Below are 23942 nucleotides of genomic sequence, written 5' to 3' on the forward strand. Positions count from 1 at the left end.
CGACCCTGTCGCGACTGGCGTAGCACGAAAGATGGGTCACCATCGGGGAGCGACTGACACGGTTAGTGACCGCACGCCTGGGCCACGACGATTGATCATCACGTCGTAATCACAAAGTCTGAGGAGATTCCCGTGCCCGATTCCGTGCCATCCACCGTTCTGCGGTCCACGTTCAACGATCCTCTTGAGGTCGTCGACCCCGAGATCGCCGCCGTCCTCGAGCAGGAGCTCGGACGCCAGCGCGACTACCTCGAAATGATCGCCAGCGAGAACTTCGTGCCGCGTGCAGTGCTGCAGTCGCAGGGCTCGGTGCTCACCAACAAGTACGCCGAGGGCTACCCGGGACGCCGTTACTACGGCGGCTGCGAGTACGTGGACGTCGCCGAGCAGCTCGCCATCGACCGGGCCAAGTCCCTCTTCGGCGCCGCCTACGCCAATGTGCAGCCCCACTCCGGCGCCACCGCGAACGCCGCCGTGCTGTCGGCCATCGCGACGCCCGGCGACACCATCCTCGGGCTGGAACTGGCCCACGGCGGCCACCTCACCCACGGCATGAAGCTCAACTTCTCCGGCAAGCTCTACAACCCCGTCGCCTATGGCGTCGACCCGACAACGTTCCTCGTCGACATGGACGTCGTGCGTGAGAAGGCGCTCGAGTCCCGCCCCCGGGTCATCATTGCCGGCTGGTCCGCCTACCCCCGCCACCTCGACTTCGAGGCGTTCCGCAGCATCGCCGACGAGGTCGGCGCCATGCTCTGGGTCGACATGGCGCATTTCGCCGGACTCGTCGCCGCGGGCCTGCACCCGTCCCCGGTTCCCTACGCGGATGTCGTGTCCACCACGGTGCACAAGACCCTCGCCGGTCCCCGGTCCGGTCTGATCCTCTCGCGCGACACGGCGCTCGCGAAGAAGCTCAACTCCAACGTGTTCCCCGGCCAGCAGGGCGGCCCGCTGATGCACGTGATCGCCGCCAAGGCGACCGCGTTCAAGCTCGCGGCCGAGCCCGAGTTCAAGGAACGTCAGGAGCGCACCCTGCGCGGTGCCAGCATCCTCGCCGACCGTCTGATGGCGGATGACTCGCGCGCCGGCGGCGTCGACGTGCTCACCGGCGGCACCGACGTGCACCTCGTGCTCGCGGACCTCCGCAACTCGCCGATCAACGGCCAGCAGGCCGAGGACGCCCTGCACGCGGTCGGCATCACGGTCAACCGCAACTCGGTGCCGTTCGACCCGCGCCCTCCGATGGTCACTAGCGGCCTGCGCATCGGAACCCCTGCCCTGGCCACCCGTGGCTTCGGCGACGAGGAGTTCACGGTCGTCGCCGACGTCATCGCCGAGGCGCTCAAGCCCGACGCCGACATCAAGGGCCTCCGCGCCCGCGTCAAGGTGCTCACCGAGGCCTTCCCGCTGTACCCCGGCCTGCAGCAGTAACGCCCGCCGCGCACCCGGCCGCCCGCGGCCCGGGTGCCAACACCCCGCAGGCTCCGCACCCTGGCGTACGGCGTGTGATTCGCACGTGACTCCGGCGCCTGAGCGCCTGAGCGCCTGAACGCCTGCAAACGTCAGAACCTCCGACTGAATGGATCCACAATGACGGCAATAACCCTCGACGGTGTCACGACCGCGTCCGTGGTCAAGACCGAGCTCATCGACCGGATCGCGGAGCTGCGCGCGCACGGGATCGTGCCCGGGCTCGGCACGCTCCTGGTCGGCGATGACCCGGGCTCGCGCTCGTATGTCGCGGGCAAGCACCGCGACTGCGCCGAGGTCGGCATCGAATCGATCCGGGTCGACCTGCCCGCGTCGGCGACCAGCGCTGATGTGCGTGCCGCCATCGCCGACCTGAACTCCGCCCGCGAGGTGACCGGCTACATTATTCAGCTGCCGCTGCCGGTCGGCCACAACGACAACGCCATGCTCGAACTGATCGATCCGTCGAAGGATGCCGACGGCCTGCACCCGACGAACCTCGGCCGATTGGTGCTCGGCATCGAGGGCGAGCTGGACTCGCCGCTGCCCTGTACCCCGGCCGGCATCGTCGAGCTGCTGCGCCGTTACGACGTGCCGATCGTCGGCCAGCGCGTCGTCGTCGTCGGGCGCGGCCTCACCGTCGGGCGCCCGCTCGGACTGCTGTTCACCCGCAAGGGTCTGGATGCCACCGTCACCCTGACGCACTCCCGCACGGTCGACCTGCCCGGCGAGGTTCGGCGCGCCGACATCGTCGTGGCCGCCGTCGGCGTGCCGCACCTGATTCAGGCGGACTGGGTGAAGCCCGGCGCCGCCGTGCTCGACGTGGGCATCACCCGGGTGACCGACCCGGTCACCGGCAAGGGCACCCTGACCGGTGACGTGCACCCGGATGTCGCGAACGTCGCCGGCTTCCTGTCCCCGAATCCGCGCGGCGTCGGCCCGATGACCCGCGCCATGCTGCTGTGCAACGTGGTGAAGGCAGCCGAGCTGTCGCTCAGCAGGTAGCCGGGCGCCACGGCCTGCGCCGCGAACGTGAGGCGGGCCGACTCAGCGCTGCGGCAGCGCCGTCACCGAGGCGTGCAGGGCGCAGTGACGCAGGTACTCCTCTGCGTTGTGGCCGAGGCCGGCCACCTCCTCATCCGTCAGGGGCCGCCGCACCTTGGCGGGAACGCCGGCGACCAGCGACCTCGGCGGGATGACGGTGCCCTCGAGCACGACAGCCCCGGCGGCGACGAGCGACCCGGAACCGACGACGGCGCCGTTCAGCACCGTCGCCATCATGCCGATCAGCGAGCCGTCCTCGACCGTGCAGCCGTGCAGCACTGCCCCGTGCCCGACGGACACATTCCGGCCGACGATCAGCGGGAATCCGTGGTCCACGTGGCAGGAGACGTTGTCCTGCAGGTTGGAGCCGGGGCCGATCCGGATGGGTTCCGCCTCGGCGCGCAGCACGGCGTTGTACCAGACGCTGGCGTGTTCGGCCAGGGTGACGTTGCCGACGACCACGGCGCCCGGGGCGACGTAGGCGGTCTCGGCCACGACCGGTCCGGGTCGGTCGGGCAGGGTGATGATGCGGGCGGCGCTGTCGGCAGTCATACGCGTCAGCCTATCGGGCTGCTTCGCGTGCAGGCTCTAGGATTTCGGCATGGTCAATTTCGCGCATCCGTCCGTCGACCGGGTTCGGGAGGCTCTCCGCGCCCACGGCCTGGACCCGGAAATTCGCTGGTTCGACGAGGCGGCGACAACCGCGGCCGCCGCCGCGGAGGCGCTCGGCATTTCGCGCGGCGCCATCGCGAATTCGCTCGTTTTCACCCTCGATGGTGAGCCGTTGCTCGTGCTCACCTCGGGGGCTCACCGGGTCGATGCGGTGTGGCTGGGGGACCGGCTGGGCGGCACGATCGGACGTGCCTCGAAGGATGTCGTCAGGCGGGCCACCGGTCAGGTGATCGGCGGGGTCGCGCCGCTGGGACATCCGTCGCCACTGCGCACCCTGGTCGACGACGCCCTCGCCGAATTCCCGGTCGTCTGGGCGGCTGCGGGCCACGCACACACCGTGTTCCCGACCACGTTCGACGAACTCGTGCGAATCACCGGCGGCGAGCCCACCGCCGTCGCGCCTTAGATCTCGGCGGCCTCATCTCCGCCACGTGCGCACCGCCGACCGGGAGGATGGCTCCCTCGCCGGTGGGCGAAGTCACAGTTCGGCGGCGTACGGCGACGGATGCCCGGCACGTCCCGGGCGCGACCGGTACCGAACATAGACTCGGCAGAGTTGCACCTCTGATCACTTCGATGACGAAAAATTCACAAAGGATGCTCAATGCGCGCTCGACATGCTCTTCCGGCCCTGGCCGCAGTGGCCGCCCTCCTGCTTACCGCTTGCGTGGACAACTCCACTCCGACGACTGGCGTCACGGAGGGATCCGCGGCCGAGGTGGTGACCACCGACGAGGAGGCCGCCGCGCTCCTCCCGGAAACGACCGCGACCCCGGGCAAGCTCGTCTTCGGCACCAGCCCGAATTACGCGCCGAACGAGTTCAAAAACGACGCCGGTGAACCGATCGGCTGGGCGATCGACCTGAGTGATGCGGTCGCCGCCAAGCTCGGGCTCGAGGCCCAGTACACGGTGGCTAAATTCGAGAACATCATCCCGAATGTCGCCGGCGGCAAGATCGACGTCGGCATGTCGTCCTTCACCGACACGGCGGAGCGCGAAAAGCAGGTCGATTTCGTGAACTACTACCTCGCCGGCATCCAGTGGGCCTCGCCCACGGGCACGACCGTCGACCCCGACGATGCGTGCGGCCTCAAGGTCGCCGTGCAGTCCACCACCTACCAGGACACCGTCGAGATCCCGGCGAAGAGTGACGCCTGCGTCGCCGCGGGTAAACCGCCGATCCAGAAGGTCCCCCTCGACACGCAGGATGCCGCGGCGAATGCCGTCGCGCTGGGCCAGGCCGACGCCTTCAGCGCCGACTCCCCGGTCACCCTCTACGGGATCGCTCAGTTGACGGGCAAGCTGCAGACCGCGGGAGAGACGTTTGAGGCGGCACCATACGGTATGGCCGTGCAGAAGGACTCCGGGATGGCCGAGGCCGTGCAGGCCGCGCTGCAGTCGCTGGTCGACGACGGCACCTACGAGGAGATTCTGGACGACTGGGGGGTCGTCGACGGCGGTCTCGACACGATCACCCTCAACGCCGGCGCGAGGGGCTAGGCACCTCGCCGCCTCTGCGCGCCGCCTCGACCCCGGGCAGCGATTTCGGCCGTCGCCTGCGTGGCTAACTCAGGAGATCCCCGCCGAACCTCCTCCGCACCCGCACAGGTCTGCGGATGCGTACGGGCGGCGGCACGACTTCTCCTGAATTAGCCACGTTGGGCGAGTCCCCGCTGCGTTACTGCTCCCGTACCGCCCCGTCGGCCGCGCGCACCACGAACAGGTCCGGGACCGCGAAGCCCCGGGCTGCGAACGCGGCCGTGACCGCCGCCGTGACCGCGGGGATCAGGGCGCGCGGGGTAAGGGCGATGGCGGCGCCGCCGAAGCCGCCGCCGGTCATCCGGGCGCCGATCGCCCCGGTGCCGCGCGCGATCTCCACGGCGAGGTCGAGTTCGGGCACGGAAATCTCGAAGTCGTCTCGCATTGACAGGTGCGAGGCGTCCAGGAGGGCGCCGATCGCGGTCGGTCCCTGCTCGCGCAGGGTGCGCACGGTGTCCTGCACGCGCTGGTTCTCGGTGACCACGTGCCGCACCCGTCGGAACGTCTCGTCGTCGAGCACGTCGGCGGCCCGGCCGAGGTCGTCCACGGTGAGGTCGCGCAGGGAGGGGACCCCCAGCATCCGTGCACCCAGTTCGCAGGATGCCCGGCGCGAGGCATACCCGCCGGTCGAGTGGGCGTGGCTCACCCGCGTGTCGATGATCAGCAGGTCGAGGCCGGCCCCGTCGAAGCCGAGCGGGATCACCTCGGCCTCGAGGGTGCGGCAGTCCAGGAAGACGGCGGAGTCGGCCTCGCCCAGTAGGGACGCGGACTGGTCCATGATGCCGGTGGGAGCCCCGACGGCCCGGTTCTCGGCCAGCTGGCCCACCCGGGCGAGCACGCGCCGGTCGAGTCCGAGCTGCCAGAGGTCGTTCAGGGCCACGGCAACCGCACTCTCGATCGCGGCGGACGACGACAGTCCGGCCCCGATCGGCACGTCAGAGTCGATGAACACGTCAAAACCGGTCAGGGTGGCCAGGTCGGCGCCGAACTGGCCGAGGGCCCAGGCCACGCCGAGCGGATACGCCGACCAGCCGGCCAGGTTCTCCGGAGTCAGGTCGTCGAGGGAGAGCTCCACGGTTTCCGCGGCGAACGAGCTCGCCACCCGCAGCTGGCGGTCGCCGCGCAGGCCGAGCCCGACGAGCGTGCGCCGGTTGATCGCGAAGGGAAACACGAACCCGTCGTTGTAGTCGGTGTGCTCGCCGATCAGGTTGACGCGGCCGGGGGCCGACCAGAGTCCGGCCGGGGCCGCGTCGAAGCGGCTCGTGAAGCCATCCGTCACGGTCTGGATGAGATCGGTCATGCGTGGGCCTGCCCTTCGAGTGCGGTGCTGATAGCGGAAACGGACGTCGCGGCGCCGGCCGCCGCTTTGGTCGCGTCCGTCTCGGCGGAGCGTTCGACCGCGCGGCGAATGTTGTCGGCCGCCTGCTCGGGCGTGACGTCCCCGATCCAGGCGCCCATGGCGGCCTCCGACCCGGCCAGGAACTTCAGCTTGTCGGCGGCCCGGCGAGGACTCGTCACCTGCAGCATCAGCCGGATCTCGTCGCGGCGCACCGAGACCGGGGCCTGGTGCCAGGCCGCGATGTACGGCGTCGGGGTGTCGTAGAGGGCATCGATGCCGCGCAACAGCCGCCGGTAGAGAACGGCGAGCTCATCGCGCTCAGCCAGACTGGTCGCCGCGAAGTCGGGCACGTGCCGGTGCGGCAGCATGTGCACCTCGATGGGCCAGCGGGCTGCGAACGGCACGAAGGCGGTCCAGTGCTCGCCGGTCAGAATGACCCGGCCCCCGGCCTGCTCGCTGGCGAGGATATCCGCGAACAGGTTTGATCCGTACTGGTCGAGGGAGGCGATCACGCGCTGGGTGCGCGGCGTGACGTAGGGGTAGGAGTAGATCTGGCCGTGCGGGTGGCGCAGCGTGACGCCGATCTCCTCACCGCGGTTTTCAAACGGGAAGACCTGTTCCACGCCGGGTAGCTGTGACAGGGCGTACGTGCGTTCGGCCCAGGCCTCGATCACCGTGCGGGCGCGCACGACCGACAGGCTCGCGAACGACCCCTCGTTCTCGGGGCTGAAGCAGACGACCTCGCAGCGGCCGACCGAGGTGCGGACGCGGTTCAGTCCGATGGTGTTCAGGTCGTCGAGTCCGGCGGGGGCGTCGGCGTCGGTGAGGAGGGGCCCGAACGAGGGCGACTTGTTCTCGAACACGGCCACGTCGTAGTTGCTGGGCACCTCGGACGGGTTCCCCGGCGTCGACGGGGCGAGCGGGTCCAGGTGCGCGGGCGGCAGGAACACGCGGTTCTGGCGGGCGGCGGCGATCGAGACCCATTCGCCGCTGAGCGGGTCCTGGCGCATCCGCGCGGTGGCCGGGCGCGGGTCGAGTTCGCGCAGGTCGGCCGCCCGATCCGGCGGCAGGGTGGTCTGCGGGTCATCGAAGTAGATGAGGTCGCGACCATCGGCGAGGGTGTGGCGGTGACGGATGATGCCGGTGTCGGCTACGAATTCTGGTGTGTTCATGGCGAAAGCAACAATATCTGATTTGCACATGTGAAACCAGATCTTTCAGGTTGATAACAAAAGTAAACTAAGCGAAGATTAGGCATGGCTTCTCGTGAATCGACCGAATCGACCCAATCGGCCGCCACGACCGACCTCATCGGCGTGAGCGACGGGCCCGGCGACCGCGACACGCTCCCGGCCCACCAGCGGCGGGAGCAGATCCAGCGCCTCGTCGGGGAGCGCGGTTTCGTACGAGTGCGCGAGTTGCGCGAGGCGTTCGGAGTGTCCGGCGTCACGGCGCGGGCCGACCTCGACGTGCTTGAGTCCGCCGGGACCGTGCAGCGCGTGCACGGCGGGGCGGTTCCGGCCGCGCCACCCAGCGGCCGCCCGCTGCGGGAGTTCTCCTTCGAGGAGGCCCTCGCGTCATCCGTGCTGCCCAAGCAGCAGATCGGCGTGCTCGCCGCGGCCCTCGTCACGAGCGGGCAGAGCATCCTCCTCGACGTCGGCACGACCACCCTCTCCCTCGCCCACGCGCTGCTGGCCCGCACCGATCTGACCGATGTCGTCATCATCACGAACGGGCTCAGCATCGCCCTCGCCCTCGAACCGGCCATCCCGCGGTTCACCGTGATCGTCACGGGTGGTTCGCTTCGCCCGCTGCAGCACTCCCTGGTCGAGCCGCTCGCACGGACGGTACTCAGTCAGGTTCACGCCGATTTGGCTTTCATCGGCTGCAACGGCGTCGATGCAGGCTATGGGGTCACGAACATCAACCTCCCCGAGGCTGGGGTCAAAACGCTCATGCTGGCCGCCGCGACCCGGGCGGTCGTCGTGGCCGACGCCTCCAAGCTCGGCCAGGTGCACCTCGGGCAGGTCGGCCCGCTGCGAGCGTTCGACACCCTGGTGACGGATGCCGCGGCCGACGAGGTCAGGCTGGCACCCCTCCGCGAGGCCGGCCTGACCGTTCTGCAGCCGGAGTAGGCTGACACTATGCGCGCTGCAACGGGTTTCCAGTATGAATTGAGGGCAGCCACGCCGAGTGGGCCTGCGCTGGCGATCGTCACCGAGGTGGCCGCCGGCCTCCGGCTGTATTCCGTGGACGGCATAGACCTCGTCGAGCCGTTCGCGGCAGAGGCCACCCCGCCGTGGGGCGCCGGCATCGTGCTGATGCCGTGGCCCAACCGTATCCGGGACGGCCTCTGGCAGCACCAGGGCGTCGCGCAGCGGCTGCCGCTCACCGAGCCGGAACAGCACAACGCCATCCACGGCCTGCTTCGGTATTCGTCCTACCGTATGCTCGACCGCAGCCCGAGGGCGGTCACTCTGGCCGCCACGGTCTTCCCGCAGGCCGGATACCCGTTCCTGCTCGACACGACCGTGCGGTATGCGCTCACCGACGACGGTCTTGCGGTCACCCACACGGTGCGGAACGTGGGCCCTGACGCGGCCCCGGTCGCGATCGGCGCGCATCCGTACCCGAAGATCGGCGGCGTTCCCACCGAGGACCTCGTGCTCACGATCGCGGCGCGTACCCATGTCGACGTCGACGACCGGCAGAACCCCGTCGGGGAATCTTCCGTCGTCGGCACCCGGTTCGACCTGCGCGCGGGGTGCCGGGTGGGCGACGTCGACCTCGACGACGGCTTCGGCGGGGTGGGCCCTGAGGCTCCCGAGGTGCGGTCCGACGTGACCGGCGAGGAATCCGGGACCCCCAGCGTAGCCTCGTTGACCGCGCCCGACGGCCGCAGCGTCACGATCTGGGGCGACCGGAACATCCGCAACGTTCAGGTCTTCACGCCGCGCAACTTCCCCTTCCCGGGGCCGGACGGCCCGTTTCTGGGACTGGCGGTGGCGATCGAGCCGATGACCGCCCCTGCGAATGCCTTCAATTCGGGCGCGGGGCTGCGCTGGGTCGAACCGGGGGAGTCCTGGTCTGTGCGCTGGGGCATCCGTCACCAGGGTTTCCGCCTCTGACCCGGCATCACCCCGTCTCACGGCTTGCCGGCTACGAGAGGACGTCCTTGACCAGAGCCTCGTTCTCGGTGTGAGACCAGAGCGAGTGCAGGTAGCCGACGAGCAGGAGCACGAAGGGCAGGGACACCAGTACCCAGCCGATCGGGCTCAGGCCCCACGAGGACATCGTCGGGTCCACGCCCTCGGCCACCGTGCCGGCGAGGAGCCCGAAGCGGCTCATCAGCAGGTACTCGCCGAGGACCAGACCGATGGTGGCCAGCACCGGGGCGATGATGGTCTGGACCACGTTCTCGCTGCCCGCATTGCGGCGGAAGAACGCGATCACCGCGATGCAGACGAGGATCTCGATCAGCACGATCGCAACCACGGCGAGGCCGCTGAACCAGTAGAACATGTTGAGCACCGGGTCGAGCCCGAAGACGGCGAAGGTCACGATGACGAGACCTGTGAGGACCGACGTGGCGAGGGAGGCGGTGCTCGGGGCGCCGCGACCGTTGACGTGGCTGAGCGGCGCGGGCAGCGCGCCGCCGCGGCCGAGGGCGAAGAGGTACCGGCTGGCCGCGTTCTGGAAGGCCAGCAGTCCGGCGAACAGGCTCGAGACCACCAGGACGCCCATCACGGTGGCCATCCACGGGGCCACGTACTGGGTCGCGAGGGAGAAGAGCACCGCGGCCGGGTCGGCCAGGGGAACCCCGTCGAGACTCGACAGCTCCACGGTCTTCTCGACGACCGAGGATGCACCCATTCCCGTGACCATGGCGAACGCCGTCAGCGCGAACAGCGCCGTGATCACTCCGACCGCCAGGTAGGTGGCGCGGGGGACCACCGTCTTCGGATCCTTGGATTCCTCGCCGTAGATCGCGGTGGCCTCGAAGCCGATGAAGGACGCGAACGCGAAGGCGAACGCGATGCCCGCCGAGCCGGCCAGCCCGCCGGCGAGGATCGCGGCCGGGTTGAACGAAACCCAGAAGTTCAGGCCCTCCGGCCCGCCGTCGGCCAGGATGGCGACCGAGGTGACGACCAGTGCCAGGAGTTCGAGCAGCATCAGCACGCCGAGCACCTTGGCGCCGACGTCCACGCTCAGCAGCGAGAGCAGCGTGACGGTTGCCCAGGCCAGCAGCGCCCACGCCCACCAGGGGAGCAGGCCGACCTGGGCACCGAGCAGGCCGCCGAAGAACCCGTAGATCGCCAGCTGGATGGCGAGGTAGGCGAGGATCGAGACGAAGGCCGACGCGCTGCCGAGGTGGCGACCGAGGCCTCGGCCGATGTAGGCGGAGAAGGCACCGGCATTGGTGACGCGCTGGCTCATCGCGGCATAGCCGACGCTGAACAGCAGCAGGGTGATGCCCACCACGAGGTAGGCGCCCGGGGCGGCCGCGCCGTTACCGAGAACGATCGCGACCGGGACCGCGCCGGTCATGCCCACGAGCGGCGCGGCCGCCGCGACCACGAAGAAGACGATGCCGATCACACCGAGGCGTCCCGTGCGCAGGGTGGTCTGGGAGTCGGACTGAGGGGTACTGCGAGTGGTCGTCATGGGTTTACTCCTCATTGAGTTGACGATTGCGTGAGTTGACGAGTGCGTGAGTTGACGAGTGCGCGAAAATGAACGGATGCCGCGAAAAACCCGTGCGGCTAGCTGCCGTAGTGCATCCAGACGCCCTTGACCTGCGTGTACGCGTCGATCGAATACGGGCCCATCTCATTGCCCCAGCCGCTGGTCTTGAACCCGCCCCACGGCGCGGCCATGTCCGGCACCGGTGGCATGTTCACGAAGATCGCCCCGGCACGGATGCCGTTGGCCAGTCGGTGTGCCTTCTCGAGGTCCTTCGTCCAGACCGTGGCAGCGAGCCCATAGTCGGTGTCGTTGGCCCGGTTGATGAGCTCCTGCAGGTCGTCGTCATCGTCGTAGGACATGATCGAGAGCACCGGCCCGAAGACCTCGTCGGTCGCGATGGCCATGTCGTCGCGCACACCGGCGAACACCGTCGGCTGGAAGAAGAAGCCGACCTCGCCGGCCCGGGCGCCACCGGTCACGAGTTCCGCGCCCTCGGCACGGCCGACCGTGACCATCCGTTCGACGTGGTCGAGGTGTTTTCGAGAGACCAGAGGACCCAGCTGAGTGCTGGGGTCCATCCCGGCGCCAAGCTTCATGCCGGAGACCCCGGCCGCCATTTTCTCGACGAATTCGGCCTCGCGCTTCTTGTTGACATAGAACCGCGTGTAGGCCGCGCAGACCTGCCCGGAATTGAGCATGCCGCCCGCCAGGTTGCCGCCGACGGCCGCGTCGATGTCGGCGTCCGCAGTGATGATGGAGGGGGCCTTGCCCCCGAGTTCGAGGGTGATCTTCTTGAGGTTCGAGGCGGCGGAGCCCGCCACGATGGAGCGGCCGACGGCGGTGGAACCGGTGAACGAGACCTTGTCGACGTGCGGGTGGTCCACGAGGGCCTGGCCGGTGCTGCCGTCGCCCGTGACGAGGTTCACCACGCCGGCCGGGAAACCGGCCTCGGCGGCCAGCTCGACCAGGCGGATCGCCGTCAGCGGGGTCTGCTCCGCCGGTTTGATCACCACGGTGTTGCCGGTGGCGAGGGCTGGGGCGAGCTTCCAGGCCAGGATCATCAACGGAAAGTTCCAGGGGGTGATCAGTGCGCAGACCCCGATCGGTTCGCGCCGGGTGTAGTGGTGCGTGTCCGGGAACGAGATCGGGGAGGTGCGCCCCTCGATCTTGGTGACCCAGCCGGCGTAGTAGCGGAAGTGCTCGGCCGCCCCGGCCACGGAGATGTTGCGGGAGATGCCGAGTGGCTGGCCCTGGTCGCGGGTCTCCAGCTCGGCGAGCTCGTCGGCGTGGGCCTCGATCAGGTCGGCGAGCCGGAACAGGAGGCGGGCCCGGGTCACCGGCAGCAGGTCCCGCCATTCGGCGCCGTTGAAGGCGGCGCGGGCGGCATCGACGGCGGCGTCGACATCCACCGTGCTGGCGAAGCCGACTTCCTCGAGGATCTCCTCGGTCGCCGGGTTCAGGGTGGCGATCGATCCGCCCGTCGCGCTGGTCCACTCGCCGTTGATGAATAGCTTCGTTGTCATGGGGGCTCCTCGTTGAGCGGCTCCGCCTGTGGGAGCCAGTGTCACGACTCTCGCCGACGAGCGGGCCGCGGACTTGTTTTTCAACGAACGGAACTTGCCGGAGCGCGACGGCTCTCCCGCGGCCCTCAGCCGCGCCGGTACGTGCTGGGGGGTTCGCCGAAAGCGGTGCGGAAGATTCGGCTGAAGTGCGCGGGGTCGAGTAAACCCCACCGCGCGGAGATGACACCGACGGACCGGTCCGTGAGGATGGGGTCGCGCAGGTCCCGACGGCACCGTTCGAGCCGGCGTGCGCGGATCCAGCTGGACACCGTCGTGTCGGCCTCATGGAATACCTTGTGCAGCTGGCGGGTGGAAATGAAATGCGCGGCGGCGATGCCGGCGGGGGAGAGCTCCGGGTCGCCGAGTTCGGCCTCGATGTATTGACGGATGCTGGTGAGCAGGTCCCCATGCGTTCCGGCCACGGGTTCACGGCGAATGCTCAACTCGCTCTCGAACATCGTGGCGACGAGGTCGACGGCGTTGTAGGCCAGGCGGTGTCCGGTCGTGCCGGACAAGGCCTCGAGGTTCTCGGCGAGCTGCACCATGAACGGGCTGATCATCCGGCCGAGTCCCGCGTCTCCGGCCATTCTTCGTGCGGTGAGCTGGCCGACCGATTCGACCGGCAGGTCGAGGGCCTCGTGGGGGAACATCAGCACCAGGGTCCGGAAATTCTGCTCGAACGCGAGAGTGTAGGGGCGGTGCGTGTCGTAGACCGCGAGGTCGCCGGGGCGCAGGTGGGCTTCCCGGTTGTCCTGGATCAAGATGCCGTGCCCGGAGAGCTGCAGATTGAGTTTGAAATAGTGCCGGTCCGACCGGGAGATGAGCGCGGGGGTGCGCAGAACCTGATGGCCGTTGGCGGTGACCTCGACGATCGAGAGTTCATCGAGCACGCGGGAACGAAGCGTCCCCTGGAACTCCGTCGCATCCGAACGCACCTCCAGCGGAACGAAAGAGTCGGAGACCAGTGTGCGCCACTCGGCGAAGGTGTCCGCCCGGGCGCACTGCACCGGGTCGAAGACCCGATTTGGCGGGACGGTTACGGTCGTCAGGGTCACGGGTAGCTCCTTTGCCAGCGTGAACGCGTACACATATTTCCAGTAATTTAGCCCAGGCACGCAGCGTTTGTCACTTTTTTTTCCACGTCTGTCGAAAAAAGGTGAAGGCTCAGTGTCCCTCGGCGATCAGCCGGAGGCAGGCATCCAGCTGCGCCACGAGCCGGGCCGGGGAGTTCTCGATCGGGGAGAGCACGGCGGTGATCTGGGCGCCGAGCACGAGGTTCATCAGGAGTCCCGCGAGGTCCTCGTCCGGAATGGGAGTGCGCAGCTCGGCGGCGGCCCTGGCTTCCCGGAGATGCCCGCACATGGTGTCGCGCCACTGCAACATCGCAGTCGCGTGCAGCTCGGCTTTCGAGGCATTCGTCAACGCCTTCTGCCAGAACGGGATGACGATGCGGGCCTCGCTGACCCGGATGTCATCCAGCGGGAGGATTTCGAGGCAGTAGGCCCGGAGAGCGCCCAGCCCGAAGCTGCCGACGGTGGCGTCGGTCATGCGCCGGCTCGTCTGGCTGAAAACGTGGCTGAACGCGAAGGCCAGGAGGTCGTCCTTGGTCGGGAAATACGGTTTCAGGGCGCCGTTGGCGAAGCCGGCCTCGGCGGCGATGTCCCGCATGGTCGCGCCTTCGATGCCGTGGCGGGCGATGATCCGCCAGGTCGCCTCGACCAATTCCACTCGTCGCCGGTCGTGGTCGACAACCTTCGGCATACTGCCCTCCCGCTGCATCGGGCAAAAAAAGCCCTTGCCAGCGAGCTTAGCGACCGCCTATGGTTCTACAACTATAGAAAATAGATTGCGGATGGATGCCTCCATCCGGCCGCTCACAGCCCCGGAAAGGGTAACCATGACTTCCGTTTCACTCGCAGTCACCGCCGCGTACGCCCTCGCGTCCGCGGAGGAGATCCTCTCGGTGCGCAGTCTTCTGGCCGATGCCGGCCTGCTCGATGAGAGCATCCGGGTGGCCTATCTGGGCCTGCTCGACCCGCCCCGCGGCGCCGCGGGGGAGTGCGACCGGCGGTTCCGGGTATTCCTGCACGACGTGTCGGGTTGCAGCGCGCCCCGGGACGTGACCGTGTCCGCCACCCGGCAGTCGGTCGAGTCCGTGGTCGTGCTCGACACCGCGGTGACCGGAGAGCTCCCGGTGCTCGAGGAGGAATTCGCCGCGGTCGAGGAACTGCTCACCCACGATGAACGCTGGCTCACGGCCCTGGCCGACCGCGGCCTCGACGTGGCCACCGTGCGGGTGGCGCCGCTGTCAGCGGGGGTCTTCGAATACCCGGAGGAGAAGGGCCGTCGCATCCTGCGCGGCCTCGCCTTCGTACAGGACTTCCCCGAGGACAGCGCCTGGGCGCACCCCATCGACGGCCTTGTCGCCTACGTGGACATCGTCAGCAGGACCGTCGATCAGGTGATCGACTTCGGCGTCGTCCCGATCCCGGCCGAGCACGGCAACTACACCGATCCCGCGTTGACCGGGCCGCTGCGTGAGACGCTCAAGCCGATCGAGATCACCCAGCCGGAGGGTCCAAGCTTCACCGTGACCGGCGGCAACCACGTCGAGTGGGAGAAGTGGAGCCTGGATGTGGGCTTCGACGTGCGTGAAGGGGTCGTGCTGCACAACATCGGCTTTGACGACAACGGAGTCCGGCGGTCTGTGATCAACCGGGCGTCGATCGCGGAGATGGTCGTGCCCTACGGGGACCCTGCGCCCGTGCGGTCCTGGCAGAACTACTTCGACACGGGCGAGTACCTGGTCGGCCAGTACGCCAACTCGCTGGAACTCGGTTGCGACTGCCTCGGCGACATCACCTATCTGAGCCCGGTCATCACGGATGGCTTCGGCAACCCGCGCACGATCCGGAACGGCATCTGCATGCACGAGGAGGACTGGAGCATCCTCGCCAAACACAGCGACCTCTGGTCGGGCATCGAATACACCCGACGCAACCGGCGCCTGGTGATTTCCTTCTTCACGACCGTGGGCAACTACGACTACGGCTTCTACTGGTACCTCTACCTCGACGGCACGATCGAGTTCGAGGCCAAGGCCACCGGCGTCGTGTTCACCAGCGCCTACCCCGGCAAGGACTATCCGTATGCCTCGGAGCTGGCCCCGGGTCTGGGTGCGCCGTTCCACCAGCACCTGTTCAGCGCCCGCCTGGACATGGCCCTTGACGGCAACACCAACCGGGTCGAGGAGGAGGAGGCCGTGCGCGTGCCGATGGGGCCGGGCAACGAGCGCGGGAACGCCTTCACGCGTCGGCGCACCCTCCTGGCCCGGGAATCCGAAGGGGTTCGCGAGGCCGACATGCGCAGCGGGCGCACCTGGCTCGTCTCCAACCCGAACGTGCTGAACCGGCTTGGTGAACCGGTCGGGTACAAGCTGTACCCGGAGGGCCAGCCGACCCTGCTGGCCGACGAGAACTCGTCCGTGGCCCGCCGGGCGGCCTTCGCGACCAAGGACCTGTGGGTGACCCGGTACGCCGAGGACGAGCGCTACCCGACCGGCGACTTCGTCAATCAGCACGCGGGCGGCGCCGGCCTGCCTGCCTACATCGAAGCCGACCGCGACATCGACGGCCAGGACATCGTGCTCTGGCACACGTTCGGCCTCACCCACTATCCGCGCATCGAGGACTGGCCGATCATGCCCGTGGACACCGCCGGATTCAAGCTGAGGCCCGATGGCTTCTTCGACCGCAGCCCGGTGCTCGATGTGCCGCCGTCGACGCCCGTCGAAGAGGGACACTGCCACTGCTGAGTATTCGGCGCGCCGGGGTCGAGGGGAGCCGGGGTTTCCCTCCCCGGCCGCGATCCGGCAGTCTGGGAGGATGGCCGAGAAGATGGTGCAGAACAACCAGACCGAGACCGGACCCCGTGCAGCACGGGTGGCAGGCGCCGCCCGGCCGCCGCTGAGCCTGCCGGACGCCGTACGCCTGACGGCCCTGATCCGCATGAAGCGGCTCGCCATCGGCCTGCTCGTCCTGATGGCGGTGGTGTTCGCCACCTCGTTCGCGCTGCAGGAGAGCTACCCGTGGCTGCAGTACGTGCGCGCCGCGGCCGAGGGTGGCATGGTCGGCGCCATAGCGGACTGGTTCGCCGTGACGGCCCTGTTCCGGTACCCGCTCGGCCTGCGCATTCCGCACACGAACATCATCGCTAGCCGCAAGGACGAGATCGGTGCCAGCCTGGGTGAATTCGTCGAGACGAATTTCCTGTCCGAGGCGGTCATCCGTGGCAAGCTCGAATCGCTGGGTGCGTCCCGTCGGCTCGGCGCGTGGCTCTCCCAGGAGGAGAACGCGCGTCGGCTCACCGACGAGGTCGCGGTGGCGGGCGCCGGCCTGCTCAACCTGCTCAGCGACGACGCGATCCAGGAGCTGATCGAAACCGTGGCCCGCGAGAACCTGCTGAAGCCGGAATGGGGTCCGACAATCGGGCACGTGGGGGCGCGGCTGGTCGAATCGGGGCAGCAGCACGCCGCCGTCGACCTGCTGCTGGAACGGGCCGAGGGCTGGCTGTTGGAGCATCCGGAGGCCTTCGGGCGGGCCGTGTCCCAGCGTCTGCCGACCTGGCTCCCCGGTTTCGTCGACAAGCTGGTCGACGACAAGGCGCACCGGGAGGTGCTCGCCTTCGTGGCCACCGTGCGTGCGGATGCCGCGCATCCGCTCCGCCAGGCCATCGATCGTTACCTCGTCGAGGTGACCGACGACCTGCAGCACGAGCCGGCGATGATCGAGCGGGTGGAGGCGCTCAAGCTCGACCTGCTCGACAGCGCCCGGCTGCGCGATTTCGCGAGCAAAACCTGGGAGGCCGCGAAGGTCTCCCTGACGGCGGCTCTGAACGACCCCTCGAGCGGGTTGCGCACGGGCATCCGCTCGACCGTCATGGAGGTCGGCGGGAGGCTGTCCACCGACCCGGCCCTCGGCGCCCGCATCGACCGGTGGCTGGCCGACAGTGCAAGCTACATCGTGCGCCGGTACCGGCACGAGATCGCCGAGGTGATCACGGAAACCGTCGCGCGGTGGGACGCGGCCGAGACGGCCGAGAAGATCGAACTGCAGATCGGAAAGGACCTCCAGTTCATCCGCATCAACGGCACCGTGGTGGGCGCGCTCGCCGGCCTGGTCATTTTCGCGCTCGCCCAGGCCGTTGTGGCACTGGTGTAACGCGGCCCTGTACTCCCGCCCCGAATGGGGGATACTTGGAATCCGGTCTTGGATACACCCTTGTGTCTTAGCAACAAAGGGGCATCTGTGCGGGAACTCATACGATGGGCGCTGGCTCCCGCCATGCGCACCTGGGCCGCCGCGTCCGAGCGCGGCTTCGGCACTGTCCCCATGCCCACGGATGCTCCGCAAGCGCACTCCGCGGGCATTGATCCCGACCGGATCCTCATCCTCGGCTCGGGGCTGGCGGTCGGCCGCGGGGTCATGAGCCACAACCTGGCACTACCCGGCTCGCTCGCCCGCGCCCTGTCCGCGCAGACCGGCCTCGGGGTCGACGTCGACCTCATCGTCAATCCCCGCATGACCGTCGCCACGGCCCTCCTCGAGCTGACCGGGGTGCGGCTCACCCGGTTCGACGCGATCGTGCTGGTCCTGGGCGTGAACGAGGCCGTGAACCTGGTTTCCCTCCGGGCCTGGCGGCGCGATCTGGCGAATCTGCTCCGGTTCCTCACGGCGTCATCGTCCCGCAGCACCCGCATCATCGTGGCGGGAATCCAGCCCATCCGGTCGATCCCTGTGTTCGATTCCAGGCTGGGAAATCTGGCAGAGCACCACGGCCGCCTCCTGAACCGGGTGACGGTACGGCTCGTTGCCGATTGCGGCGACGAGGTCCTGTTCGTGCCGTCCAGTGCGGCGCCGACGCCGCCGCCGGGCCGGTACCGGTCCACGGAGACGTATGCGCACTGGGCCGACGTTCTCGCCTCCCGGATGGCGCCGCTCCTCGGCGCCGACCGGGTCCCGACCCCTGACGCCGAACCGGTGCCCTCCGACGACCAGGCGAGGGCGAAGGAGGCGCGGCGCCAGCTCGCGGTCGACCAGCTCGGGATCGTCGACACCCCACCGGAGGAGCGCTTCGACCGCATCGCGGCACTGGCGCGCACCCTGTTCGGCACCCAGTCCGCGGCGCTCACGGTGATCGATGGCGATCGCCAGTGGCATAAGGCCCGCATCTGCGTGGCCGATGCCGAGTCACCGCGGTCCAATTCGTTCTGCGCGGCCACCATCCAGGGCACCGCGGCGATGGTGATCCCGGATGCCCTCCTCGACGAGCGCTTCCGAGGCAATCCACTCGTGGTGGGTGAGCCGCAGATCAGGTTCTACGCCGGATTCCCGATCGAGTCGCCGTCGGGGGAGCTCATCGGGGCCCTCTGCGTGTTCGACTCGGAGCCGAGGGCGGCAGGAACCGTCGACCTCGTGCTGTTGCGGGAGTTGGCGCTGATGGTGCAGCGAGAACTCACAAGCCCCTTCACCGCCGAGTAGCGGACGCGCCCGTACACGCGCCCGTAAACACGCTCGTAAACGCGCCCCTAGGCGGCGTGGGCGACACCGGCGGGTGCCGATCCGGGCGACAGGCGCGTGCGCGGGGCCGCGCCGATTACGGCTTTGTCCGGGACCCGCAGATCGCGTTCGACGACCGCTCCGGGGCTGAGCCGTGCCCCGCGACCGATCCGCACATAGCTGCCCAGCCGCGCGGCGCTGCCGACGACGACGTCCGCGCCGACGTGCACATTCTGGCCGATGAACACGTGAGAACCGATGACCGCGCCCAGGTCGATCCAACTGCCGGGGCCGATCCACGCCTCCGCCCCAACCCGCGCACCGCTCTCCACGTAGGCGGTTCGGGACACGAACGCCTCGGGATGCACGCGCGCGCTGGGGGACACCAGTCCGCGTCCGTTGGGGTGACGCCGGTATCGGGTGATGATCCCGGTCTCGATTTCAACTTCTTCATTCACTCTGCCCACGGGGCCTCCTTCTCAGGTCGTCGGCATCGGGCATGCCGGCACCATGTCAGAGAAGTATGGAGGAGCTACCCGAACGCCGCCCGAATCATCGCTGGGTGCTCGCCGGGAGTCCGGAGTCGACGCCGGGCCCGGGCGACACGCCGAGACCCGGGTTTGCACCGACGCTGATCCTGAGAGTGGGCCCCGTCGGGCTCGAACCGACGACCCAAGGATTAAAAGTCCTTTGCTCTACCAACTGAGCTAGAGGCCCGCGGTTAATAATGTACAGGGGATTCCGGATCCGTTTTTCTCGGTACCGTGGGAGAGGGTTTTCTGCAGACGAGACGGATGTGCCCGCAGCGAACACGAAACCGAGCCCAGGAGGATGCCATGGCCGAGAATTTCCACAAGCCGACCCAGTTCTCCGGCAGCAAATTCGAGTCCTTCCAGGGGGGCGAAGACCCGGCAATGATCAGCCGGGTGGCGCATGAAACCGCGCACGCGCTTCTGGCCCGCGTGCGCAGCGACCCTGACCCCGACATCGTCGAGCGGCTCGTGACCTACACCGACGAGAACGGCGTCGACGCGGTGGCCGAACTCTGGTCGCGGGCAACGCCGCGCAGTCTGCCCGGGGCACTCTGGCGGATCTACCTGGTGCGGTTGCTCATCCGCCAGGATCCCGAGGGCACGGCGTTCCTCTACCAGCGCGGAACCGAGGTCACCGTGGCGATCGACCCGGTCGTCGCCGGGGCGGCAGTGCCCACGGGCACGGCGGAGATCATCGTCCTGGCCGACCAGATCTTGCGGGGGATCTTCACCGGGGATTTCGCCGTGGCACTCGACCGCGCAGCGGCGTTCTGCCGCGTCGTCTCCGTCGGCTGCACCAGCGTCGCGGACGACCTGGAGACGACCGAACCGCTCCGGTCCACCGAACTAACCACCCGCGCCCTCCGGTTCTCCACCACCGCCCAGGAGTTCGGCTCCTGCGCCCGGCTCTGGCGCAGTGACTCGCTGGACTGACCCGTCCGACTGATCGGTCCACCTGACCCGTGTGGACTGATCGGCCGCGAGCCGTCCCGCCGGGTGCGCGATCCGCATCCGAGTCGTTTACACTGGTCTCTGGTCGGGCCGCAGTAACCCCGGGCTCCAATATTCGCCGCTGTGAGCGGCCTCGCGCCGAGAGGCGTTCTGCGGTCCGGCCTTCACTCTCCCTCCGCCTGTTGTGACACACCAATCCGATTCGGGCTCCGCGTCGAACCATGGACGTGGACAAGACCTGAGATGCTTGTTCTCATGAGTGCTGAATTCAACGTCAACCGGGAGGGGACTGTTCCTGTCTCCCATGAGGAATTGATGGGCCGGGTGGCGCAGGGAGACGAAGGAGCATTTGGAGAGCTGTATGACCGGATGGCCGCGCGTGTTCTTGGTCTCGTTCGACGTCTGCTGGTTGACCCCTCGCAGTCGGAGGAAGTGACGCAGGAGATCTTCCTGGAGATCTGGCAGACGGCGACGAGGTACGAGGCCCAGCGCGGCGGTGCGTCGACCTGGATCCTGACCATGGCGCACCGCCGGGCGATCGACCGGATTCGGTCGTCGCAGGCCAGCCGCGACCGGGATATCAAAATCGGCATCCGTGATCTTGCGGTTGCCTACGACGAGGTGTCCGAAACGGTCGGAGTACGAATCGAGCACGAAAGGGTGGAAAAGGCGATGTCCAGATTGACGGAACTGCAACGCCAGGCGATCAGCCTCGCCTACTACGGCGGCCTCAGCCAGAGTGAAGTCGCCGAGCGGTTGCAGATCCCACTCGGAACTGTGAAAACGAGGCTGCGCGACGGCATGATCCGCCTGCGCGACGAGTTGGGAGTGGCGTCATGAGTGACAACAACCGGAATGACGACCCCCGCAACGCCACCGCGCAGAACCCGGGCGAGCTCGCCGGCGCCTACGCCCTCCACGCCCTGGGCGCGGAAGAGGCCGCCGTCTACGAGGAGCACCTCAAGGCATCCGAGCCGGCCCGCATCGAGGCGGCCGAGCTGAGTGACACCGCGGTGGCGCTGGGCCTTGCCGCCGCCCCCGTGCAACCCTCGGCCGGACTCAGGGCCTCCCTGATGGCTAAACTCGCCGCCACGCCGCAGCTCGCGCCCCGGCCGGCCGGTCAGACGGCACCGGCCACCCCCGCACCGCGCGTACCCGCGCCGATCCAGGGCGCCACTGCAGCGGGCAGCGCCACCGAGCGCGCCCGCCTGCGCTGGTTCCAGCGACCCGTCGGCGTTCTCGCGGCGGCCGCCGCGGCCGTCGCCCTCTTCGCGGGCGGCACCTTCGTCGGCCAATCCCTGGAGTCCGACCAATTCGAACAGGACCAGGCGGCCGGTCTCGTGCAAATCACGGCGGCCGCTGACATCCAGCGCGCGTCGGCGACCACCGCCGACGGTCAGGAAGCCACCCTGGTCTGGTCCGAAGAGAGCGGACTCTCAGCGCTCCTGGTCGACGACCTGCCTGACTTGCCGTCCGACCGGGACTACCAGCTCTGGTACATCGGCGGCTCAGGCGCGGTTCCCGCCGGAATCTTCGACTCGTCCGGCACCGGCACCGTCTGGCGCGTGCTCGACGGCAGCCTCACCGCCGGCGACACGATCGGCGTCACGGTCGAGCCGAAGGGCGGCTCCGAGCAGCCCACCAGCGACCCGATCCTCGCCATCCAGAGCTCCTGAGTTGCTCGAGCTGAGTCGATCCCGACCCCGATCCTGACCTGTTCCTGACCTGTTCCTGACCCGATCCTCTATGCTCGTCAAATGACTGTTCGGCGAATGACGCTGCCCTTCACCCTGCTCCTCGACCCGGTTCCCGCCGACGCGCCGCAGACGGAATTCGACGACACGTTCCACGAGGTGGACTCGGACTCCCCGGCGTTGCGGGTGGGGGAGTTGAGCGCCCAGCGGGGCGACGGCGTCTTCGAGACCCTTGGCGTGGTCGGCGGCCACCCGCAGGCGGTCGGCCCACACCTTGCCCGGCTGGGCACCTCGGCCGCGACCTGTGAGCTGCCCGAGCCGAACACGGCCCAGTGGCGGGCCGCGATCGCGCACGTGGTCGACCGCGTCCCGCACGAGGGTGAAGTCGTGCTCAAACTCGTCTACAGCCGCGGTGTCGACTCCGGCCCGGCACCCACGGCCTGGCTTCACGCGACACCTGCGCCCGACTTCGCCGTCATCCGCGAGGACGGCATCCGGGCGGTCACCCTGGACCGCGGCTACCCGCACGGCGTCGCAGAGCAGGCGCCCTGGCTCCTGATGGGCGCGAAGACGCTCAGCTATGCGGTCAATATGGCCGCCCTCAGGGAGGCCCGCCGCCGCGGCGCCGACGACGCGATCTTCCTCACCCACGACGGCTTCGTGCTCGAGGGGCCCACCTCGACCGTGATGCTCTGCAGGGGCGACGTCTACGTCTCTCCCCTGCCGAGCGGAGCAATCCTGCACGGCACCACCCAACAGAGCGCGTTCGAGCATCTTCGGGCCGCAGGGGAGCGCACGGAATACCGCGACGTGAGCGTCGACGAGCTACGGTCGGCGGATTCCGTGTGGCTGCTCTCCAGCCTGCGCCTGGCCGTGCACGTGACCGAACTCGATGGCAGACCGATGCCCGTTGACTCCGAGCGCACCCGCACCCTCAACGCCGCCCTGCTGGCCCGCACCGTCTGACGCACCAGCCGCAGCCCGTCGCCCGGCAGCCCGCGTGCTAACCAATCTCCGTCGAATTCGTTCGGGGCACGGAGCCAGGGCGCAGTGCTGTTCGCGCGCCAGGCACGGAACCGGGCCTAGCCGAAGCGGCCGGAGACGTAGTCCTCGGTGGCCTGCTCGCTCGGGTTGGAGAAGATCGTGGTCGTGTCGTCGTACTCGATCAGCTTGCCGGGCTTGCCGGTGCCGGCGATGTTGAAGAATCCGGTGCGGTCGGAGACCCGGGATGCCTGCTGCATATTGTGAGTGACGATCACAATCGTGTAGTCGGCCTTCATCTCCTCGATCAGGTCCTCGATCGCCAGCGTCGAGATCGGGTCGAGGGCCGAGCACGGCTCGTCCATCAGGATGACGTCGGGCTGCACCGCGATCGCGCGTGCGATGCAGAGGCGCTGTTGCTGCCCTCCGGAGAGGCTCGAGCCGGGCTTGTCGAGGCGGTCCTTGACCTCTTTCCAGAGGTTCGCGCCCTGCAGCGACTTCTCGATCAGATCGTCGGCGTCGGACTTGGCCATCCGGCGGTTGTTGAGTTTCACGCCGGCCAGCACGTTGTCGCCGATCGACATGGTCGGGAATGGGTTCGGGCGCTGGAACACCATGCCCACCTGGCGGCGCACGAGCACCGGGTCGACGCCCGGGCCATAGAGGTTGTTGCCGTCGATGAGTACATCGCCCGTGACGTAGGCCCCGGGGATGACCTCGTGCATGCGGTTCAGCGTGCGCAGGAACGTGGACTTGCCGCATCCGCTGGGGCCGATCAGGGCCGTCACGGTACGAGGCTCGATCACCAACGACACGTCTTCGACAGCGAGAAACTTGCTGTAGTAGACGTTGAGGTCGTTGACTTCAATGCGCTTGGACATGCATTCCTTTGGATCAGACGGCCGAGGCCGGG

Annotated in this window: 22 protein-coding genes, 1 tRNA gene and 1 riboswitch; of the genes, 13 read left to right on the top strand and 10 right to left on the bottom strand. The window is 68.4% G+C overall.

Annotated features, from left to right (window positions below):
* Nucleotides 1–90, top strand: a riboswitch (ZMP/ZTP riboswitch).
* A gap of 42 nt (nt 91–132) precedes the next feature.
* Entirely contained in the window at nt 133–1431 is a 1299-nt protein-coding gene (gene glyA / locus E3O62_RS07365; protein WP_134398021.1) for a serine hydroxymethyltransferase, read from the top strand.
* A 159-nt stretch (nt 1432–1590) separates the two neighbouring features.
* Nucleotides 1591–2475, top strand: a complete 885-nt coding sequence (locus E3O62_RS07370; RefSeq protein WP_134398022.1) for a bifunctional methylenetetrahydrofolate dehydrogenase/methenyltetrahydrofolate cyclohydrolase — start codon at nt 1591–1593, stop codon at nt 2473–2475.
* Nucleotides 2476–2517: 42 nt separating this feature from the next.
* Here the strand turns inward: E3O62_RS07370 and E3O62_RS07375 are convergent, their stop codons facing one another.
* On the bottom strand, nt 2518–3066 hold the full coding sequence (locus E3O62_RS07375; protein WP_134395065.1) for a gamma carbonic anhydrase family protein: 549 nt from the start codon (nt 3064–3066) through the stop codon (nt 2518–2520).
* Nucleotides 3067–3115: 49 nt separating this feature from the next.
* On the opposite strand from E3O62_RS07375, the gene E3O62_RS07380 reads away from it, so the two are divergent.
* Together E3O62_RS07380 and E3O62_RS07385 are read left to right on the top strand one after the other, a co-directional pair.
* The gene (locus tag E3O62_RS07380; protein ID WP_134398023.1) at nt 3116–3592 is read left to right on the top strand and encodes a YbaK/EbsC family protein; all 477 of its coding nucleotides are present in this window, start codon (nt 3116–3118) and stop codon (nt 3590–3592) included.
* 198 nt (nt 3593–3790) lie between these two features.
* Entirely contained in the window at nt 3791–4687 is an 897-nt protein-coding gene (locus E3O62_RS07385; RefSeq protein ID WP_134398024.1) for an ABC transporter substrate-binding protein, read from the top strand.
* 178 nt (nt 4688–4865) lie between these two features.
* Here E3O62_RS07385 and galK read toward each other — a convergent pair whose 3' ends face one another.
* On the bottom strand, nt 4866–6026 hold the full coding sequence (galK, locus tag E3O62_RS07390) for a galactokinase (protein ID WP_134398025.1): 1161 nt from the start codon (nt 6024–6026) through the stop codon (nt 4866–4868).
* On the bottom strand, nt 6023–7237 hold the full coding sequence (gene galT, locus E3O62_RS07395) for a galactose-1-phosphate uridylyltransferase (RefSeq protein WP_134398026.1): 1215 nt from the start codon (nt 7235–7237) through the stop codon (nt 6023–6025). The genes galK and galT overlap by 4 nt, the downstream gene beginning before the upstream one ends.
* A gap of 84 nt (nt 7238–7321) precedes the next feature.
* Here galT and E3O62_RS07400 point away from each other — a divergent pair, with 84 nt between their 5' ends.
* A complete protein-coding gene (locus E3O62_RS07400) occupies nt 7322–8200 on the top strand; it encodes a DeoR/GlpR family DNA-binding transcription regulator (RefSeq protein WP_134395060.1) in 879 nt (292 codons plus the stop codon).
* Between the two features lie 9 nt (nt 8201–8209).
* Nucleotides 8210–9193 carry an aldose 1-epimerase family protein gene (locus E3O62_RS07405; RefSeq protein ID WP_134398027.1) on the top strand — a complete coding sequence of 328 codons (984 nt, stop codon included), beginning with the start codon at nt 8210–8212 and terminating at the stop codon, nt 9191–9193.
* Between the two features lie 31 nt (nt 9194–9224).
* Here the strand turns inward: E3O62_RS07405 and E3O62_RS07410 are convergent, their stop codons facing one another.
* From E3O62_RS07410 to E3O62_RS07425, 4 genes are all read right to left on the bottom strand, one after another.
* Nucleotides 9225–10730, bottom strand: coding sequence for an APC family permease (locus E3O62_RS07410; protein WP_134398028.1), 1506 nt, complete (start codon nt 10728–10730; stop codon nt 9225–9227).
* 98 nt (nt 10731–10828) lie between these two features.
* Nucleotides 10829–12274, bottom strand: coding sequence for an aldehyde dehydrogenase (locus E3O62_RS07415; protein ID WP_134395057.1), 1446 nt, complete (start codon nt 12272–12274; stop codon nt 10829–10831).
* A 125-nt stretch (nt 12275–12399) separates the two neighbouring features.
* Nucleotides 12400–13362 carry a helix-turn-helix domain-containing protein gene (locus E3O62_RS07420; RefSeq protein WP_241973376.1) on the bottom strand — a complete coding sequence of 321 codons (963 nt, stop codon included), beginning with the start codon at nt 13360–13362 and terminating at the stop codon, nt 12400–12402.
* A 115-nt stretch (nt 13363–13477) separates the two neighbouring features.
* Nucleotides 13478–14074 (bottom strand): TetR/AcrR family transcriptional regulator, encoded by a 597-nt coding sequence (locus E3O62_RS07425; protein ID WP_134398029.1) that lies wholly within the window; start codon nt 14072–14074, stop codon nt 13478–13480.
* Nucleotides 14075–14210: 136 nt separating this feature from the next.
* Here E3O62_RS07425 and E3O62_RS07430 point away from each other — a divergent pair, with 136 nt between their 5' ends.
* From E3O62_RS07430 to E3O62_RS16785, 3 genes are all read left to right on the top strand, one after another.
* Nucleotides 14211–16127, top strand: a complete 1917-nt coding sequence (locus E3O62_RS07430; protein ID WP_134398030.1) for a primary-amine oxidase — start codon at nt 14211–14213, stop codon at nt 16125–16127.
* A 70-nt stretch (nt 16128–16197) separates the two neighbouring features.
* On the top strand, nt 16198–17532 hold the full coding sequence (locus E3O62_RS07435; RefSeq protein ID WP_241973365.1) for a DUF445 domain-containing protein: 1335 nt from the start codon (nt 16198–16200) through the stop codon (nt 17530–17532).
* An 87-nt stretch (nt 17533–17619) separates the two neighbouring features.
* Nucleotides 17620–18852, top strand: coding sequence for a GAF domain-containing protein (locus tag E3O62_RS16785; RefSeq protein WP_198413768.1), 1233 nt, complete (start codon nt 17620–17622; stop codon nt 18850–18852).
* Nucleotides 18853–18899: 47 nt separating this feature from the next.
* On the opposite strand, the gene E3O62_RS07445 is transcribed toward E3O62_RS16785, so the two are convergent.
* Nucleotides 18900–19337, bottom strand: a complete 438-nt coding sequence (locus tag E3O62_RS07445; RefSeq protein WP_134395053.1) for a hypothetical protein — start codon at nt 19335–19337, stop codon at nt 18900–18902.
* 177 nt (nt 19338–19514) lie between these two features.
* Nucleotides 19515–19587: transfer RNA gene (locus E3O62_RS07450), tRNA-Lys, on the bottom strand.
* Nucleotides 19588–19706: 119 nt separating this feature from the next.
* On the opposite strand from E3O62_RS07450, the gene E3O62_RS07455 reads away from it, so the two are divergent.
* From E3O62_RS07455 to E3O62_RS07470, 4 genes are all read left to right on the top strand, one after another.
* A complete protein-coding gene (locus E3O62_RS07455; protein WP_134395052.1) occupies nt 19707–20336 on the top strand; it encodes a DNA-directed RNA polymerase subunit beta in 630 nt (209 codons plus the stop codon).
* A 273-nt stretch (nt 20337–20609) separates the two neighbouring features.
* The gene (gene sigK / locus E3O62_RS07460) at nt 20610–21194 is read left to right on the top strand and encodes an ECF RNA polymerase sigma factor SigK (protein ID WP_134395051.1); all 585 of its coding nucleotides are present in this window, start codon (nt 20610–20612) and stop codon (nt 21192–21194) included.
* Nucleotides 21191–22030, top strand: coding sequence for an anti-sigma factor domain-containing protein (locus E3O62_RS07465; protein ID WP_134398031.1), 840 nt, complete (start codon nt 21191–21193; stop codon nt 22028–22030). Before sigK ends, E3O62_RS07465 begins: the two co-directional genes overlap by 4 nt.
* Nucleotides 22031–22111: 81 nt before the next feature.
* Nucleotides 22112–23014: an aminodeoxychorismate lyase gene (locus E3O62_RS07470; protein WP_241973366.1), complete on the top strand. Its 903-nt coding sequence runs from the start codon at nt 22112–22114 to the stop codon at nt 23012–23014.
* Between the two features lie 116 nt (nt 23015–23130).
* Here E3O62_RS07470 and pstB read toward each other — a convergent pair whose 3' ends face one another.
* Complete coding sequence (gene pstB, locus E3O62_RS07475; protein WP_134395049.1) at nt 23131–23910, bottom strand: phosphate ABC transporter ATP-binding protein PstB; 780 nt, start codon at nt 23908–23910, stop codon at nt 23131–23133.
* Nucleotides 23911–23942: the final 32 nt, after the last annotated feature.

The sequence above is a fragment of the Cryobacterium sp. TMT2-15-1 genome, from assembly GCF_004402345.1.
Lineage (GTDB): Bacteria > Actinomycetota > Actinomycetes > Actinomycetales > Microbacteriaceae > Cryobacterium > Cryobacterium sandaracinum.

Excerpts from the sequence above, each read along its gene's own strand:
- E3O62_RS07415 (WP_134395057.1), bottom strand. The coding sequence starts at position 12,274 with ATGACAACGAAGCTATTCATCAACGGCGAGTGGACCAGCGCGACGGGC.
- E3O62_RS07425 (WP_134398029.1), bottom strand. The coding sequence starts at position 14,074 with ATGCCGAAGGTTGTCGACCACGACCGGCGACGAGTGGAATTGGTCGAG.
- E3O62_RS07370 (WP_134398022.1), top strand. The coding sequence starts at position 1,591 with ATGACGGCAATAACCCTCGACGGTGTCACGACCGCGTCCGTGGTCAAG.
- E3O62_RS07470 (WP_241973366.1), top strand. The coding sequence starts at position 22,112 with ATGACTGTTCGGCGAATGACGCTGCCCTTCACCCTGCTCCTCGACCCG.
- E3O62_RS07465 (WP_134398031.1), top strand. The coding sequence starts at position 21,191 with ATGAGTGACAACAACCGGAATGACGACCCCCGCAACGCCACCGCGCAG.
- E3O62_RS07430 (WP_134398030.1), top strand. The coding sequence starts at position 14,211 with ATGACTTCCGTTTCACTCGCAGTCACCGCCGCGTACGCCCTCGCGTCC.
- E3O62_RS07400 (WP_134395060.1), top strand. The coding sequence starts at position 7,322 with ATGGCTTCTCGTGAATCGACCGAATCGACCCAATCGGCCGCCACGACC.
- sigK (WP_134395051.1), top strand. The coding sequence starts at position 20,610 with ATGAGTGCTGAATTCAACGTCAACCGGGAGGGGACTGTTCCTGTCTCC.
- E3O62_RS07380 (WP_134398023.1), top strand. The coding sequence starts at position 3,116 with ATGGTCAATTTCGCGCATCCGTCCGTCGACCGGGTTCGGGAGGCTCTC.
- E3O62_RS07455 (WP_134395052.1), top strand. The coding sequence starts at position 19,707 with ATGGCCGAGAATTTCCACAAGCCGACCCAGTTCTCCGGCAGCAAATTC.
- E3O62_RS07410 (WP_134398028.1), bottom strand. The coding sequence starts at position 10,730 with ATGACGACCACTCGCAGTACCCCTCAGTCCGACTCCCAGACCACCCTG.
- E3O62_RS07375 (WP_134395065.1), bottom strand. The coding sequence starts at position 3,066 with ATGACTGCCGACAGCGCCGCCCGCATCATCACCCTGCCCGACCGACCC.
- E3O62_RS07385 (WP_134398024.1), top strand. The coding sequence starts at position 3,791 with ATGCGCGCTCGACATGCTCTTCCGGCCCTGGCCGCAGTGGCCGCCCTC.
- galT (WP_134398026.1), bottom strand. The coding sequence starts at position 7,237 with ATGAACACACCAGAATTCGTAGCCGACACCGGCATCATCCGTCACCGC.
- E3O62_RS07405 (WP_134398027.1), top strand. The coding sequence starts at position 8,210 with ATGCGCGCTGCAACGGGTTTCCAGTATGAATTGAGGGCAGCCACGCCG.
- E3O62_RS07435 (WP_241973365.1), top strand. The coding sequence starts at position 16,198 with ATGGCCGAGAAGATGGTGCAGAACAACCAGACCGAGACCGGACCCCGT.
- pstB (WP_134395049.1), bottom strand. The coding sequence starts at position 23,910 with ATGTCCAAGCGCATTGAAGTCAACGACCTCAACGTCTACTACAGCAAG.
- galK (WP_134398025.1), bottom strand. The coding sequence starts at position 6,026 with ATGACCGATCTCATCCAGACCGTGACGGATGGCTTCACGAGCCGCTTC.